General features: G+C 65.0%; 17 protein-coding genes. 8 read left to right on the top strand and 9 right to left on the bottom strand.

Annotated features, from left to right (window positions below):
* Nucleotides 1–98 precede the first annotated feature (98 nt).
* From OVY29_RS03365 to OVY29_RS03330, 8 genes are all read right to left on the bottom strand, one after another.
* Nucleotides 99–1,406, bottom strand: a complete 1,308-nt coding sequence (locus OVY29_RS03365) for a glycoside hydrolase family 130 protein (protein ID WP_313910911.1) — start codon at nt 1,404–1,406, stop codon at nt 99–101.
* A gap of 114 nt (nt 1,407–1,520) precedes the next feature.
* Nucleotides 1,521–2,294: an SDR family NAD(P)-dependent oxidoreductase gene (locus tag OVY29_RS03360; protein ID WP_313910910.1), complete on the bottom strand. Its 774-nt coding sequence runs from the start codon at nt 2,292–2,294 to the stop codon at nt 1,521–1,523.
* Complete coding sequence (locus OVY29_RS03355) at nt 2,287–3,504, bottom strand: zinc-dependent alcohol dehydrogenase (protein ID WP_313910909.1); 1,218 nt, start codon at nt 3,502–3,504, stop codon at nt 2,287–2,289. Before OVY29_RS03355 ends, OVY29_RS03360 begins: the two co-directional genes overlap by 8 nt.
* Nucleotides 3,505–3,514: 10 nt before the next feature.
* Entirely contained in the window at nt 3,515–4,180 is a 666-nt protein-coding gene (locus OVY29_RS03350; protein WP_313910908.1) for an SRPBCC family protein, read from the bottom strand.
* A gap of 174 nt (nt 4,181–4,354) precedes the next feature.
* A complete protein-coding gene (locus OVY29_RS03345; protein ID WP_313910907.1) occupies nt 4,355–4,723 on the bottom strand; it encodes a hypothetical protein in 369 nt (122 codons plus the stop codon).
* Nucleotides 4,713–5,297, bottom strand: coding sequence for a DUF4142 domain-containing protein (locus OVY29_RS03340; protein WP_052182435.1), 585 nt, complete (start codon nt 5,295–5,297; stop codon nt 4,713–4,715). The genes OVY29_RS03345 and OVY29_RS03340 overlap by 11 nt, the downstream gene beginning before the upstream one ends.
* A gap of 142 nt (nt 5,298–5,439) precedes the next feature.
* Nucleotides 5,440–6,198, bottom strand: coding sequence for an SDR family oxidoreductase (locus OVY29_RS03335; protein WP_313910906.1), 759 nt, complete (start codon nt 6,196–6,198; stop codon nt 5,440–5,442).
* A 149-nt stretch (nt 6,199–6,347) separates the two neighbouring features.
* Nucleotides 6,348–6,608, bottom strand: coding sequence for a hypothetical protein (locus OVY29_RS03330; protein WP_152567681.1), 261 nt, complete (start codon nt 6,606–6,608; stop codon nt 6,348–6,350).
* A 307-nt stretch (nt 6,609–6,915) separates the two neighbouring features.
* Here OVY29_RS03330 and OVY29_RS03325 point away from each other — a divergent pair, with 307 nt between their 5' ends.
* Both OVY29_RS03325 and OVY29_RS03320 read left to right on the top strand, forming a co-directional pair.
* A complete protein-coding gene (locus tag OVY29_RS03325; RefSeq protein WP_037557125.1) occupies nt 6,916–7,677 on the top strand; it encodes a histidine phosphatase family protein in 762 nt (253 codons plus the stop codon).
* Entirely contained in the window at nt 7,670–8,551 is an 882-nt protein-coding gene (locus OVY29_RS03320; RefSeq protein ID WP_313910905.1) for an NAD(P)H-hydrate dehydratase, read from the top strand. Before OVY29_RS03325 ends, OVY29_RS03320 begins: the two co-directional genes overlap by 8 nt.
* Here OVY29_RS03320 and OVY29_RS03315 read toward each other — a convergent pair.
* Nucleotides 8,535–8,822 (bottom strand): KTSC domain-containing protein, encoded by a 288-nt coding sequence (locus OVY29_RS03315; RefSeq protein WP_235211595.1) that lies wholly within the window; start codon nt 8,820–8,822, stop codon nt 8,535–8,537. The genes OVY29_RS03320 and OVY29_RS03315 overlap by 17 nt on opposite strands.
* Before the next feature lie 125 nt (nt 8,823–8,947).
* On the opposite strand from OVY29_RS03315, the gene gntA reads away from it, so the two are divergent.
* The 6 genes from gntA to OVY29_RS03285 all read left to right on the top strand — a co-directional run bounded on the left by gntA (nt 8,948) and on the right by OVY29_RS03285 (nt 13,673).
* Nucleotides 8,948–9,640 (top strand): guanitoxin biosynthesis heme-dependent pre-guanitoxin N-hydroxylase GntA, encoded by a 693-nt coding sequence (gene gntA, locus OVY29_RS03310; protein WP_313910904.1) that lies wholly within the window; start codon nt 8,948–8,950, stop codon nt 9,638–9,640.
* Nucleotides 9,637–10,227 carry an urea carboxylase-associated family protein gene (locus tag OVY29_RS03305; RefSeq protein ID WP_313910903.1) on the top strand — a complete coding sequence of 197 codons (591 nt, stop codon included), beginning with the start codon at nt 9,637–9,639 and terminating at the stop codon, nt 10,225–10,227. The genes gntA and OVY29_RS03305 overlap by 4 nt, the downstream gene beginning before the upstream one ends.
* Entirely contained in the window at nt 10,224–11,246 is a 1,023-nt protein-coding gene (locus OVY29_RS03300) for a glycosyltransferase family 2 protein (RefSeq protein WP_313910902.1), read from the top strand. The genes OVY29_RS03305 and OVY29_RS03300 overlap by 4 nt, the downstream gene beginning before the upstream one ends.
* Nucleotides 11,247–11,417: 171 nt before the next feature.
* Nucleotides 11,418–12,185, top strand: coding sequence for a Crp/Fnr family transcriptional regulator (locus tag OVY29_RS03295; RefSeq protein ID WP_313910901.1), 768 nt, complete (start codon nt 11,418–11,420; stop codon nt 12,183–12,185).
* Between the two features lie 65 nt (nt 12,186–12,250).
* The gene (locus OVY29_RS03290) at nt 12,251–13,297 is read left to right on the top strand and encodes a sensor histidine kinase (RefSeq protein ID WP_313910900.1); all 1,047 of its coding nucleotides are present in this window, start codon (nt 12,251–12,253) and stop codon (nt 13,295–13,297) included.
* A 10-nt stretch (nt 13,298–13,307) separates the two neighbouring features.
* Complete coding sequence (locus OVY29_RS03285; RefSeq protein ID WP_313910899.1) at nt 13,308–13,673, top strand: response regulator; 366 nt, start codon at nt 13,308–13,310, stop codon at nt 13,671–13,673.
* Nucleotides 13,674–13,698 lie beyond the last annotated feature (25 nt).

Here is a 13,698-nt window from a genome sequence, read left to right as displayed (position 1 = left end):
ACGCGCCGCCGTTTCGGGAAGTTGCCGAAATCGAAGCCCGGTAAAGCTTTTCCATCGGCTTTTATAACTTGCGGCAATATTGGGGCGATGTGCCCCCGCTAAACCATCAACCGGAGCAGGTCGGGCACCGTCGTCGTCGCGAAGCCGATCGCGCTGTCCGATATGCCATAGGGAATGAAAAGCTCATTCCCGATCGCGAGCGCGCCGCAGGTATAGACGACATTGGGGACATAGCCCTCGCGATCGCTTTCGGCGGCCGAAAGGATCGGACAAGCGGTGCGTCCCAAAATCTTCGAAGGGTCATCCTTGTCGAGCAGCGCCGCGCCGAGGCTGTATTTGCGCATCGCGCCAACGCCGTGGGTTAGCAATATCCACCCCTCGTCGCACTCGATCGGGCTGCCGCAATTGCCCATCTGGACGAATTCCCATGGAAAGGCGGGGCTCAGCAGCGGCTGTCCCTCGTCGTCCCAATCGGTCAGGCTGTCGGACGCGAGCAAGGTGATATTCTTGCCGTCCTGCCGCCCGACCGTCAGATAGCGGCCGCCGACCTTTCGCGGAAACAGCGCCATGCCCTTGTTGCGCGCAGCGCGGCCCGAAAGCGGTTCGAGGCAGAAGCTCGCGAAATCATTGGTGCGCAGCAGTTCTGAACGGATCGAATGACCCGAATAGGCGGTATAGGTGCCGAGATATTCGGTGCTGCCGTCGTCGTGCGCGAAGCGGACCAGCCGCAGATCCTCGAGCCCGTTGCGCTGCGCTTCGGTGACCGGAAACAGCACGCTGTTCGAAATCGGGCTGTCGGGCTGGCGGTGAACGGCCACCGCATCCCAGGCCTCCAGATGATGGCGATCGTCGGGGACCGCGGCCATCGCGGGCCCCGACTGCGGCCAGAGGCGGAAATCGCCGTTGGGGCCGACGATGCCCTCGCGGAATGCGATCGAGCTGATATGCCCCTCGCCCACCGCGCGCATCGACATGACGAAGCGCAACTCGTCGCCCCCGAGCCCGCTCTGGTCGGGGTGCAGCACGATGCTGGGATTCATCAGTGCGGCGGCGGCATAGCTATATTCGTGGCAGAAATAGGCGCCGATCAGCCGGCGCTTGATCGGCGAAATCGCGCCCGCGTCCAACCCCAGATCTTCGGCGATCTCGGCAAAGCGTTCGTCGAAAATGCGGCCGATCTGCCAGTGCCGCTCCGAAAAATCCTTCCAGACGAGGCCGAGTTCGAGTTCGGCCTGATCCTCGTTGAGCCGCAACAGATCCTGGACGAGTTGCGCCGAGCGCGACGGTTCCGACACGCTCGACTGCCATGCGAGGTGGAACGGCCGCAGCACGACGCGCGAGGGGTCCGCCGTCAGCTTCTCGCCAAGGATTCGGAGCGGTGTTTGGTCGGGTCGGCAATTGAGCATGGGCGACTGCGAAATCCTGATCTGCCCCCCCCGGGGGCCCAGAATGTTTTGCCGCGCGCGGATAAGCAAGCCAAAACCCAACCGGGGGCCTGAAAGCATGGGATGGCGGCTATGCTAGCCCGAGCCCGGCTCGGCCTGTTTCCGGTGCATTTCCGCGGTCGCCGCTTCGCTCAGCACCGCCGAGGCGAGCAGCTGCGCCTTGTTCTTGAGGCCGTGGACGACCGAATGCTCGCCCTCCTTCATCGCCTCCCATCCCGTCACCGCGACGTCGGCGGGATCGTCCTTCGGCGCCTGTCCGACCTTGGTGTCGAGCATGCCCGCGCGTTCGAAGAAGCGCGTATCGGTTGGGCCGGGTTTCAGGCAGGTGATGGTGACTCCGCTGTCCTTGAGCTCGTTGCCGATGGCGGCTGCGAAGCTGTCGACGAAGGCCTTGCTGCCGTTATAGACCGCCTGAAACGAGCCCGCGACATGCCCCGCGATCGAGCCGGTGATCAGTACCTTGCCCTCGCCGCGCGCGACCATTCGCTTCAAAACAGCTTGAAGCAGCAGCAGCGTGCCGGTGATGTTGGTGTCGATCACATGGCGCCAAGCGGCGACATCCTGATCGAGAAAAGCACGGCCGAGGCCGTGCCCGGCATTGGCGACGAGCACATCGATGTCGCGCCCGTCCGCCGCCGCGAGCAGCCGCTCGACACCTGTCGGGGTCGACAGGTCGGCCTCGATCGCCTCGACCTCGATGCCGTTGCGGCGCAGGCCCGCGGCGGCATCGACGAGCGGTTCGTCGGCGGCGAGGACCAGATCATATCCCTCAGTCGCCGCGAGCATTGCGATTTCGCGGCCAATGCCGCTCGATGCACCAGTGACGATCGCCAGCTTGCGCTCAGGCATGTTCCATCGCCTGCACCGCCTCGATCGTGCCCTTCTGAAGGCCGGGCTTGAGGACGATCTTGGTGTAGCTGTTCTGCTCGTCGTGCCAGTGCCGGTACATTTCGGCGGCATCCTCGAGCGGGGCGTGATGCGAAATCAGCGAGACGGTGTCGAACTTTCCGTCGCGGATCATGTCCAGAAGCTCGCCCGTATAGCGCTGCACATGCGTCTGCCCGCTCTTCACGGTCAGGCCCTTCTCCATCAGCTGACCGAGCGGAAACTTGTCGGCGAAGCCGCCATAGACGCCGGGAATCGAAAGCCGCCCGCCCTTGCGGCACGCGAGGATCGCCTGGCGCAGCGCGTGCGGGCGCTCGGTCCCGAGATATAGCTTCGCCTTCACATGATCGAGCATATTGTCGAGCGCGAAGCCATGGCTTTCCATGCCAACGCAATCGATGCAGGCGTCGGGCCCGATCCCGCCGGTCATCTCGTCGAGCGCCTCGCGCACATTGACCTCGGTGTAATCGAGCACCTCGGCGCCATATTTGCGCGCGAGTGCGAGGCGGGTCGGGTAATGATCGATCGCGATCACGCGCCCGGCGCCGAGCAGCAGCGCCGACTGGATGGTGAAGAGCCCGACCGGGCCGCAGCCCCACACCGCGACCGTATCGCCGGGCTCGATGTCGGCGTTGACCGCCGCCTGCCAACCGGTGGGAAGAATGTCGGAAAGGAAGAGGACGTCATCGTCGGGCAGGCCGTCGGGAATCACGACCGGACCGACGTCCGAATAGGGCACGCGCACATATTCGGCCTGTCCGCCGGCATAGCCGCCGGTGAGATGCGCATAGCCGAAGGCGGCGCCCATTCCGTGGCCCATCATCAGTTCGGACGCATCGCGCGTCTCGCTCGGGTTGCTGTTGTCGCAGGCGCTATATTGCTGCCGCTCGCAAAAGAAGCATTGGCCGCAGCTGATCGTGAAGGGAACGACGACGCGTTGCCCTTTCTTCAATGTCGACCCGGCGCCGGTTTCGACAACCTCGCCCATGAATTCGTGCCCGACGATATCGCCCGCACGCATGCCCGGAATATAGCCGTCGTAGAGATGGAGGTCCGAACCGCAGATCGCGGTCGAGGTGACGCGCAGGATCGCGTCGCGCGGGTTGACGATTTCGGGATCGGGGACGGTTTCGACGCTGATCTTGTGGCGTCCCTGCCAGGTTACGGCGCGCATGGCCTTCTCCTTAGATATGAGGCTGTGTAGGATTTTCGGACGAGCGGGCCGAAGGCGACGCGTTGCTCGTCACCTCGCCCGTTTCCATGAGCTGCTTGAAGCGGTGGAGGTCGCGCCGCGCCTGCACCTCGGGCTCGCGCTGGAGCAATTTCGTACCGAGACGGCCGAGCGTTCCGCCCGGCGGCTCATAGGCGAGGATCAGGCTGACATAGGTCCCCCGCCCGTTGGCGGCGTCGGCAAAGCGCACCTCGCCGCTGTTGGCGATGTCGGAATCGGGAGTGCTTTGCCAGTAGATCGATTCGCCCGGCACCTTCTCGGTAATCCGGTTAACGAGCGTGACTTCGCGTCCCGCGGGTCCCTTGATCGTCCATCTGGAAACGCCGTCGCCCGCTTCTTCGACCGCGACGACATTCTCCATGAACTCGGGGAAGCGCCTCACATTCCACGCGGCGAACAGCTCTTCGCGCGGGCGGTTGACGAGCAAAGATTTGCCGAAAAGCGCGCGGTCGGACTTTCGCTCCTTCGTCCAGTGCGGCGCGTCGGTCGGAAAGGCGGACTTTTCCGCATTCCGGTGCCGCTGCCAAAGCGCGAGGCCGATTCCGGCCGCTGCCAGCCCGACGCCCGCCGCGGCGAGCAGAAACGGGTCCGGGTTCGATCGATCATTGAAATAAGTCATGACTTCCTCCCGCCCGGCGAGCGCCGGACGTCGTTGATGGCCGCTCATATCGGGCCGCTCGCTTAGGAATCGGGCGCGTCAATCATGCCGACCCTATTGCGTCACCGACGTGCCCGAACTTCGATCGTTCCGCGCTGGCCGCACAGGGCGAGCCAAGCGCGAGACGAAACGCCGCTACCGACTGCCGCCGATGGGCGCATCCGCGCCCTCCTTCGGACCGCGGTCGGTGCGGATCGGCGCGTGGCCGCCGCCGCCCTGCGGGTCGGCATCGAAATCCTCGGGATTGCCCTTTCCGCCCGCACCCGCACCGCTTCCGGTGACGGGCCCGCTTCCCTTGCCCGGCCGATGGCCGCGGTTCGCTTGGCCTTCATCGAGCTTGGCGCGCTGATCCTCGGGATAATCCTCGGGGCTGACCATGCCGACATTGTCGCGGTCTTCGACCTTCTCGGGTTTCAGCGACCCCGGCGTTGGCGCGGCCGGGCGCTCCTGAGCATCCGGGCGCGCATCACCGAGCGGGCCACGCGGGGTCGCGTCACCCGGCATCGTCCGGCTCCGCTTGCGCCAGCTTCTGCAGCTCGGCGATATGCTTTTCGATCACCGGCACGATCTCGCCGGCCGCCGCCTTCAGGCCGGGCGTGTCGCCGCCGGTGGCATAGGCGCGATGCAGCGCGAGGGCCGCGTCATGCGCCGCCTGCTGGTTACGAATATAGACGGCATCGATACTCGCCGCATCGGCCGCCTTGATCTCGTCGAGCATCCTTTGCTGTTCGGGATCGAGCGCGGGAGGCGGCACGGTGATCGAGGCGGCATCCGCCGCCGCCTTCACCTTGGCCGTCGACTCGCCATGATTGTCAATCATCATCTGCGCAAAGGCCTTCACATCGTCGCGCTGCGATTTGGCGCGCAACGCCTTCGAGGATTCGATCTCCCACATATCGCCCGCACCCGCCTTGGCGACATAGCCGGCCGCGTCGGTCGGCGTTGCGGCCGCAACCGCGGGTGCGGGGGTTGCCATCGTGGTGTCGGTCGTGGTGGTATCGGCCGGGGGCGCCTCGGTGTCGCCGGTGCCGCAAGCCGAAAGCATGGCGGTGGCGGCCAGAAGAATGATTTTTTTCAACGAACGTCTCCCAATCCTGCCCGCCCGCTCGACCAAGCAACGAGGTCCCCTATCCAAAGTTCCGCGGCTCGGCGCAGCCCCGGCGCGGATTTATCGGGAAGCAAACATAGATCAGTATTTGCGCCGGTCGGGGCCATGCGCATCATTCCGGATGCTCCAGCCGCGTCTCGACGCGCATCAGCGACACCGCCGTGCGGCGCGGCTGGGTGAGCATGAAATGCGTGGCGACCGCGATGTCCTCGGCGCGCAGCATCTTGTGCGCGTTGATCAGTTCGCGCTGCTTTTCGGGTGGAAATTCGGGATACTGGAAATCGGCGCCGGTAAATCCGGGTTCGATCAGCCCGACCTTGATGTCCTGCTCGGCGAGTTCCTTGCGAAAGGACGGCACGAACCCTTGGATGCCCGATTTAGCCGCGACATAGATCGAGCTGCCCGGCCCTTTCGATACCGCCGACATCGATCCAATGAAGATGATGTCGCTTCCGGCCGACATGCAGCGCGCGGCTTCCTGCGCGCAGATCAGATAGGCGGTGAGGTCGGTGTCGAGCTGGTAGCGCGCCTCGCTCTCGCCGCTGTCGGCTAAGGCCGAGGCCGGAATCGCGGCGTTGATGATCGCGATGTCGATCTCGCCGAGATAGGCCCTCGCGGCTTCGAAAAAGCGGTCGACATCCTCGGCGAGTGACAGGTCGACATTGATGCCGTCGCCCTCGCCGACCTCGTCGATGCGCTTGAGCGCATCGTCCAGATGTTCGGGCGTCCGGCCGCAGACGAAGACGCGGACGCCATAGCTTGCCAGAAGCACTGCGATCGCGCGCCCGATGCCCGTCGTGCCGCCGGTGACGATCGCTTTGCGGCCGTCGAGGTTCGGCCGTTCGGTATGGGCATCCTGTTCGTCGATCATTTCGGGCTCCCTATTGCCCGCCGGCACACGCCACGCGGGGTTATGCCCCCCTCATCGGCGACGTCCGGAATGATGCGAAGTTCCCCGCCGATCGAGCGGCGCCGGGCTTTTTCGCGATTATCTGATGCAGGTTAGGAAACGTCCCCGCCTCACAGGCCCACGCGTGCGCCCGGAGGCGCGGCCCGGTCGTTTCCGACGAGCACGTCCACGGTCGGCAACAGCTTCCAGATATTGGCGCCCGATTTGGTCATCCGCGCCAGCAGGGTCGCCCCCTGCCACAGTTCGACATGAACGCCCTCACCCTCGTTGCGGGCGATTTGGAAGGCGTGATCGGGGCCCTCGGCGTTGAAATCGATCCGCCGCAGTTCGGCACCGCCCGCATCCTGCAAAATCATATGAAAAGGACGCATGGCTCTGCTCCTCATTGTCGGGAGCAGGTGCGACCCGGCTCTCGGCATGTCATCGATCGGCCGGCCGTAACAACGGGAAACTGCGGCTAGTGCCGGAGCCAGGAAAGCCGATCTGGGTGGAACCGCAGATGTCGATTGTCATCATATATGGTCTCCGGAACAATGCCCTAACCTAGGTCATGAATCGCGAAGGAAAGTCCGCGGCGGCGGGCAAGTCACTGATTATGTCGTCCTATATATTTGCACCGATTGCACCGGGCCCGCACGGTCGAAGCAACCCGCCGCGCCCCCGTTGCGTTAGCGGATCATGACCCCGCGCTGGCCCTCGACGCTCTGGATCGTCCGCCATGGACAAAGCGCCGGCAACGTCGCCCGCGATGCGGCCGACGCCGCGCGCGACCTTCGCATCGCGCTCGACCACCGCGACGTCGATGTCCCGCTGTCAAATCTTGGCCGCGAACAGGCGCGCGCGCTCGGCGAATGGTTTGCAGAGGGGCAAGAGCATGGTCGCCCCCAGATCATGCTCGCTTCGCCCTATGTTCGCGCGGTGGAGACCGCCAGAATCTTTCGGGCCGCGGGCGGCTGCGACGCCGATGAGCGCATCTGCATCGACGAGCGGCTTCGCGAAAAGGAGTTCGGCATCCTCGACGGCCTGACCCGTTTCGGCATCGAGGCCGCGCATCCCGAACAGGCCGAGTTCCGCAAGCTGCTCGGCAAATTCTACCACCGCCCGCCGGGCGGCGAGAGCTGGTGCGACGTGATCCTCCGCCTGCGTTCGCTGCTCGACACCGTTTCACTTCACTATGGCGGACGGCGCGTGATGATCGTCGCGCATCAGGTTGTCGTCCTGTGTCTGCGCACGATCATCGAGAATCTGGACGAATCCGAAATATTGGCGATCGACCGCGAAGCCGACGTCGCCAACTGCGCGATCACCGAATATCGTTTCGATCCCGAGGCGGGCCGCGACGGCAATCTCGTCCTCTCGCGCTATAACGTCACCGCGCCGATGAAGGACGACGTTCCGGTAACGCGCGAGCCCGATGCGATGGTCGCCGCGCGTGGCTGAAACCGTTCCGCTCGACAGCGCCTGGCTGAAGGCGAACCCGCTACCCGGTCATCACGACCATGTCGACAAGAATGGCCGCGGCCGCGTGCTGGTTATCGGCGGATGCCGGCGCGTGCCCGGCGGCATGTTGCTGACCGCCGAAGCCGCGTTCCGCGCCGGCGCGGGCAAGGTGACCATCGCAACGATCGAGTCCGCCGCGATTCCGATCGGCGTCGCCTTTCCGGCCTGCGCGGTCCTTGCGCTTCCCGAAACGCCGGGCGGCGAGATTTCGCCCGCGAGCGCCGAGTTGATCCTTGATGAAATGGCGGACCACGACGCGATCCTCTTCGGTCCCGCAATGATCGACCAGCAAATCGTCCGCGAGTTGCTCGCGGCGATGCTACCGTCTCTGCCCCCGGAGATGTTTCTGCTGCTCGACGCCTTTGCGCTACGCGCCGCCGCTGATCATGCCGAGGCGATTCGCGCGCGCGGCGATCATGTCGTGCTCACCCCGCACGAAGGCGAACTGGCGGGGCTCCTCGGCCTCGACCGCGAGGAGGTCGCCCGCGACCCCGCGAGCGCCCTTGCGGTCGCCGTGGAGCGCTTCGGCTGCACGGTGATGGTCAAGGGCGCGACCAGCCATCTGATGGCGGGCGATACGCGCCTCGGCTATGCCGGGGGCGGTCTCGGCCTCGCGGTTAGCGGCTCGGGCGATATTCTCGCAGGGCTGATCGCCTCGCTCGGCGCGCAGGGCCTGCCGCCGCTTCAAGCCGCCGCCTGGGGCATCTGGCTGCACGGCGAAGCGGGTCGCCGCCTGTCGGAGATGATGGGCCCGATCGGCTTTCTCGCGCGCGAGCTTCCTCCGCTCGTGCCTGGGCTCATGCGCGGCGTCTAGGGCCGAAGCGCTTTTGGTCCGGGTCGCGTTCGAAGCGGAAGCGCCCCTTGATATGTTCGTTGAAAAACTGCCCGGCCGAGTCCGCCGCGCACAGCGCGTCGAACAGGCTGCGCGGAACTTCGAAATAGAAATAGCAGCCGGTATCGAGGAAGCGCAGGCACAAAAGACGCGTCTCATCGTCATAGCCGGCGCGGTCGATGATCGAGGAGGTGTCGAAACGGCAGACCTGCATGTGCGACAAGCGCCCCGCGCCTTCGGAAGTTCCGACCATCGACCGCATCCCCGAGCGCCCCATCGACGACCAGGAGAGCGGAAAACATTCCGAAATATTGATGCACATGAGTTTCCGCGAAATCGCCACGGAGCGATTGTGAAAGCGCGCGCGTTCGCTCGCCTATGGTCAGTACGCTACCCGAAACCGGATCTTCTATCTCCCTCCGCGACCAGCTTCAGCGATTCATTGGCGATCGCGGTTTCCCCTGCGTGGGCGCGAAGTCGGCGCTCGCGAACGACATGTTGCGGGTGGTGGAGGCTCGCGATCTTACGAGCGGATGGGATGATCTGGAGATCCACCGCGAGCTGCTGGGCTGGGCTCGCGCCTACAAGGCCGACCCCACGGGGCTGCGAAGCCTCGTGGTCGTCTTTCGCGAACCCGGCCGCCTCGACGAACTGGCCTTCGAGGAGGCGCTATGGGCCCGGATTCAGAGTCTGGCGGACAAGGATGCCTGGAAGGGGATGCCCTATGACTCGCGCGTTTGCGCGGAGCCTGACAACGCCCATTTTTCGCTGAGTTTCGGTGGCGAGGCCTTTTTCGTCATCGGCCTCCACCCGCGGGCGTCGCGACCCGCCCGCCGCTTCGACAGGCCGGCGCTCGTCTTCAATCTGCACAACCAGTTCGAGAAGCTGCGGGCCGAAGGACGGTATGAACGGATGCGGGAGCGCATCCTTGCCCGCGACCTCGAACTGGCGGGCAGCATCAATCCGATGCTCGCGCGTCATGGCGAGGCGAGCGAAGCCGCGCAATATAGCGGCCGCATGGTCGAAGAGGGCTGGACATGCCCGTTCCGCGATCCAAGGGCCGAGCCATGACGGTCGAAATTCCTCCGCGCAGCGGTGCCGCGCTGACCATGCGCCACGGCGACATTCTGAAGGTCATCGACCCCAAAGGCGGCCAGGTCAGCGACATGGTCGCCTTCATGGCCGCCGACCCGCGCGAGGCGCTGTCGAACGGCCGGACCTTCGATTATGAGGAGACGATCCGGCTGACCGCGGGCCATCGCCTCTGGTCGAACCGCTCGCGTCCGATGCTCGAAATCGTGGAGGACAGCGTGGGCGTACACGACTTCCTGCTGACGCCGTGCAGCGAGGCGACCTTTCGCCACTTCTATCCCGAAAAGCCCGTTCATCGGGGCTGCCACGGCAATCTGGTCGAAGCCTTGATGCCGCATGGCATCGCGCCCGACGCGATCCCGACCGCGTTCAATATCTTCATGAATGTGCCCGTCGGCGCCGACGGCCGGATCAAGGTGGACCCGCCGACGACGGCGCCGGGGGATTTCATTCGGCTGCGCGCGCTCGCCGATCTGATCGTCGGCCTCACCGCCTGCTCGGCCTATGACAGTTGCGGCGGGACGTTCAAGCCGATCCACTACGCCATCGAGGCTGCTGAACCATGAGCGCGGCTGCGCGCGCCTTCGCGCTTCGCGACGCCGGTCTACCGGGCAGTTATGTTCTGCCGATCGCCGCCGAGACGTCGCAGGCGCGCGCTCTTGCCGGCTATCTCGCCCGCATGTCACGCACGATCGATGAGGTCATCGTCGTCGACGGCTCGCCGCCGCAGGTCTTTGCCGATCATGCCCGCGCATGGGGCGATTTCGTCCGCCACATCCCGCCCGCCGCGCGAACGCCGAACGGAAAGGTCGGCGGCGTGATGACGGGCGTCGATGAAGCGGCCCACGAACGGGTCATCATTGCCGACGACGATGTCCGCTACCGCCGCGCTGAGCTGAAGCAGATGCTCGACCTCCTCGACGATCATGCCGTCGTGCGCCCGCAAAACTACTTCCGTCCCCTGCCCTGGCACGCGCAGTGGGACACAGCGCGCAGCCTGCTCAGCCGCGTCGCCGGGGGGGACTGGCCGGGCACGCTCGGCGTCCGGCGCTCGGTCCTGCGAAGCGCGGGCGGCTATTCGGGCGATGTGCTTTTCGAAAATCTCGAACTGGTGCGCACTGTGAGGGCCGCGGAGGGTCAAGAGGCGGTGCCGCTCGGCCTGTTCATCACGCGCCGTCCGCCAGACGCCCGCCATTTTCTTTCGCAGCGCGTTCGTCAGGCCTATGACGAATGGGCGCGCGCTCGGCGCTTCGCAGCGCAGCTCGCCATCGCGCCAGCGCTGGTCATCTGCGGCATTCCGCTGGCATTCGCGCTGGCCGCTGCGGCGATCGTGGCCGCTGAAATCGGTCGGCGAAGGAGTGGCGGCCGAAAATATTTCGCCCCCGGCGCTTCGCTCTGGGCGCCGCTCTGGGTTGCGGAGCGCGCCGTCACGGCGTGGATCGCGCTCGGGCAGCGGCTCCTGCGGGGCGGAGTGCGCTACCGGAATGGCCGCCTGTGGAGCGCAGCGACATCCGAACGAGCGCTGCGAAAGAAGGTCGCGGCGATCATGGCGGCCGGGTCTGCTGCGAAAGCCGCTGGAATATGATCTGGGATAAGCGCGGCCGAAAAAGTCGGCCGCCCCCGTCTGTCCACCGCAACTCTCGCGCGAGCGCGTGCGTCCTTTGGCTGTAACGCGCGAAGGACACATCATGAGAAGCCATCGATCGGGCAGCGAAGCCTTAAGCAACCCCTCCGGCCTGCGAGCCGGGATTCTGTGATGCCGCCCGAACTTGCCCCCCGCGCCCTCGACCTCCTGCTGAGGAAGCTTTTAAGCCACAGCCTTCTGTCGACCGACGATCAGAATGCGATCGCCGCGCTTCCCTTCACGCTGCGCCGTTTTGACGCGGGCGGCTTCATCATTCGCGAAGGCGAGCGATGCGACATTTGCCCGATCCTCCTGTCGGGTTTCGCCTATCGGCACAAGATGACCGGCGACGGCGGCCGGCAGATCGTCGCGCTCAAGCTTCCGGGCGACCCGCTAGATTTCCAGTCGCTTTTTCTCACCCAGGCCGACCACACGGTTCAGGCGCTCAACCCGGTCGAACTGGCGGTCGTTCCCAACCGGGAGATCGAGCGGTTGATCGTGGTGCGTCCGTCGCTCTCGCGGGCGATCGTCACCGACATATTGGTCGAAGCGTCGATCGGCCGCGAATGGTTGCTCAACATCGGACGGCGCAACGCGCTCGCCCGGCTCGCCCACCTCATCTGCGAAATCCATTACCGCCTTGCGATCAGCGCCACGAATCTGGTCGAAAGCGACCTTCCGGTCACGCAGGAACAACTCGCCGACCTGCTCGGCCTCACCCCCGTGCATATCAACCGAACGCTGAAGGAATTGGAGCGCGCGGGGGCCGTCGCACGGTCGGGGCGGCGCATTCGCATCGGCAATCTCGACCGTCTTCGCGATCTCGCCGACTTCAGCGACCTCTATCTTCACTCTCAGGATGCCGTAATGCACGATCGCGGCGCAAGGACAGGCGCCTAGCCGCGACCGACAAAGCCCGCTCCCATGGTGTTCGCGATATTATTCTGGAAACGGGTTATGCGATCATGACCGAACATGCTTTCGATCGCGACATGGCTTGCAAATCGGCCGCCGCCGCGAAGGCGCTGGTCGACGGGATCGCGCGGGCCGTGTGGGAGACCGATGCGCGCGGCATCGTCGTTTCCGACAGCCCCGCCTGGCGCCGCCACACCGGTCAATCGCTGGCGGAATTTCTGGAGCATGGGTGGGTCGGGGCGATCCATCCCGACCAGCGCCGCGATGTCCGGCGCCAGTGGCGCGCCGCCGTAGCGCGCGGATCCAGCATCGACATCGAAGCGCGTCTCCAGGTCGACGGAGGCGAATATCGTTGGAGCCGTCTGTACGCCGTGCCGCTCCACGCCGCGGATGGAAGCATCCGCAACTGGACCGGCATGAGCATGGACATCGAGGTGCGGAAGAAGGCCGAGCAAGCGCTACGCGAAAGCGAGGCGCAATTGCGGACGCTCGTGGGCGAACTGAAGCACCGCGCGCGCAATATATTGACGGTGGTACGGTCGGTCTTCTCCCGAACCGTCGAAGGCGAGCGCCCGATCGAGGAAATCGCCGAACATTTCCGCGGACGGCTCGACTCGCTGGCGCGCGCGCAGGTGATCCTAACGCAGCATTCCGCGGGGTCGATCGACCTGCAGAATCTGATCCGCGACGAATTGCTCAGCGCCGGCGTGCAGGACGGCCCGCTGCTTTCGATCGAGGGCCCCGATGTGGGGCTCACCCCGGTCCAGGCGGAATTGCTCGCGCTCGCCTTTCACGAGCTCACGACGAATTCCCTCAAATTTGGGGCGCTTCGCGTTCAGGGCGGCCATTTGAACATAAGCTGGACCACCAACATAGGTTATAGCGGCGATCGCCTGCTCGACCTTACATGGACCGAACGGGGCGTTCCCGCCGTTCCCGTTCGGCCCGCCTATCGCGGGTTCGGAATGGAATTGATCATGGATGCGCTGCCCTATCGACTAGGGGCAGAGACCCAGGTCGAATTTCTGGGCGGCGGGATGCGCTGTTCTGTTTCCTTACCGCTACGGGAGCAGGACGGAGCGGCGTCAGCGGGATGAAAGTCGTTCAATGGGGCGCTCGCTAGTCGGACAATATATTCTGATCGTCGAGGACGAATATTTCATCGCGGCCGATCTCGCCCGCGCGCTCGAAGCCGAGGGTGCGACGATATTGGGTCCGTTCTGCGATCTGGTCCTGGCGATGAAAGCCGCGCGCGAAAACCACATCGACCTCGCCCTGCTCGACGTCAATCTCAACGGCGAACACTGCTATTCCGTTGCCGAGCTGCTCAAGGATCGGGCCGTGCCCTTCCTCTTCCTCACCGGCTACGATCGCGCCACGCTGCCCGAACGCTTTCGTTCGGTACCTCGGCTGACGAAACCGTTCAGCACCGGCGCCGTTCTGCGGGAAATCGGGCAGCTCGTCGTAGACTAGCTTCGATTGAATAATAAGCGCGAGC

Source organism: Sphingopyxis sp. SE2 (assembly GCF_032227185.1).
Taxonomy (GTDB): Bacteria; Pseudomonadota; Alphaproteobacteria; order Sphingomonadales; family Sphingomonadaceae; genus Sphingopyxis.
The sequence above is the reverse complement of the archived record's forward strand: the minus strand, read 5'-3'. Positions and strand labels throughout refer to the sequence as shown.

Excerpts from the sequence above, each read along its gene's own strand:
- OVY29_RS03365 (WP_313910911.1), bottom strand. The coding sequence starts at position 1,406 with ATGCTCAATTGCCGACCCGACCAAACACCGCTCCGAATCCTTGGCGAG.
- OVY29_RS03360 (WP_313910910.1), bottom strand. The coding sequence starts at position 2,294 with ATGCCTGAGCGCAAGCTGGCGATCGTCACTGGTGCATCGAGCGGCATT.
- OVY29_RS03355 (WP_313910909.1), bottom strand. The coding sequence starts at position 3,504 with ATGCGCGCCGTAACCTGGCAGGGACGCCACAAGATCAGCGTCGAAACC.
- OVY29_RS03350 (WP_313910908.1), bottom strand. The coding sequence starts at position 4,180 with ATGACTTATTTCAATGATCGATCGAACCCGGACCCGTTTCTGCTCGCC.
- OVY29_RS03345 (WP_313910907.1), bottom strand. The coding sequence starts at position 4,723 with ATGCCGGGTGACGCGACCCCGCGTGGCCCGCTCGGTGATGCGCGCCCG.
- OVY29_RS03335 (WP_313910906.1), bottom strand. The coding sequence starts at position 6,198 with ATGATCGACGAACAGGATGCCCATACCGAACGGCCGAACCTCGACGGC.
- OVY29_RS03330 (WP_152567681.1), bottom strand. The coding sequence starts at position 6,608 with ATGCGTCCTTTTCATATGATTTTGCAGGATGCGGGCGGTGCCGAACTG.
- OVY29_RS03325 (WP_037557125.1), top strand. The coding sequence starts at position 6,916 with ATGACCCCGCGCTGGCCCTCGACGCTCTGGATCGTCCGCCATGGACAA.
- OVY29_RS03315 (WP_235211595.1), bottom strand. The coding sequence starts at position 8,822 with ATGGTCGGAACTTCCGAAGGCGCGGGGCGCTTGTCGCACATGCAGGTC.
- gntA (WP_313910904.1), top strand. The coding sequence starts at position 8,948 with ATGGTCAGTACGCTACCCGAAACCGGATCTTCTATCTCCCTCCGCGAC.
- OVY29_RS03305 (WP_313910903.1), top strand. The coding sequence starts at position 9,637 with ATGACGGTCGAAATTCCTCCGCGCAGCGGTGCCGCGCTGACCATGCGC.
- OVY29_RS03300 (WP_313910902.1), top strand. The coding sequence starts at position 10,224 with ATGAGCGCGGCTGCGCGCGCCTTCGCGCTTCGCGACGCCGGTCTACCG.
- OVY29_RS03295 (WP_313910901.1), top strand. The coding sequence starts at position 11,418 with ATGCCGCCCGAACTTGCCCCCCGCGCCCTCGACCTCCTGCTGAGGAAG.
- OVY29_RS03290 (WP_313910900.1), top strand. The coding sequence starts at position 12,251 with ATGACCGAACATGCTTTCGATCGCGACATGGCTTGCAAATCGGCCGCC.
- OVY29_RS03285 (WP_313910899.1), top strand. The coding sequence starts at position 13,308 with ATGGGGCGCTCGCTAGTCGGACAATATATTCTGATCGTCGAGGACGAA.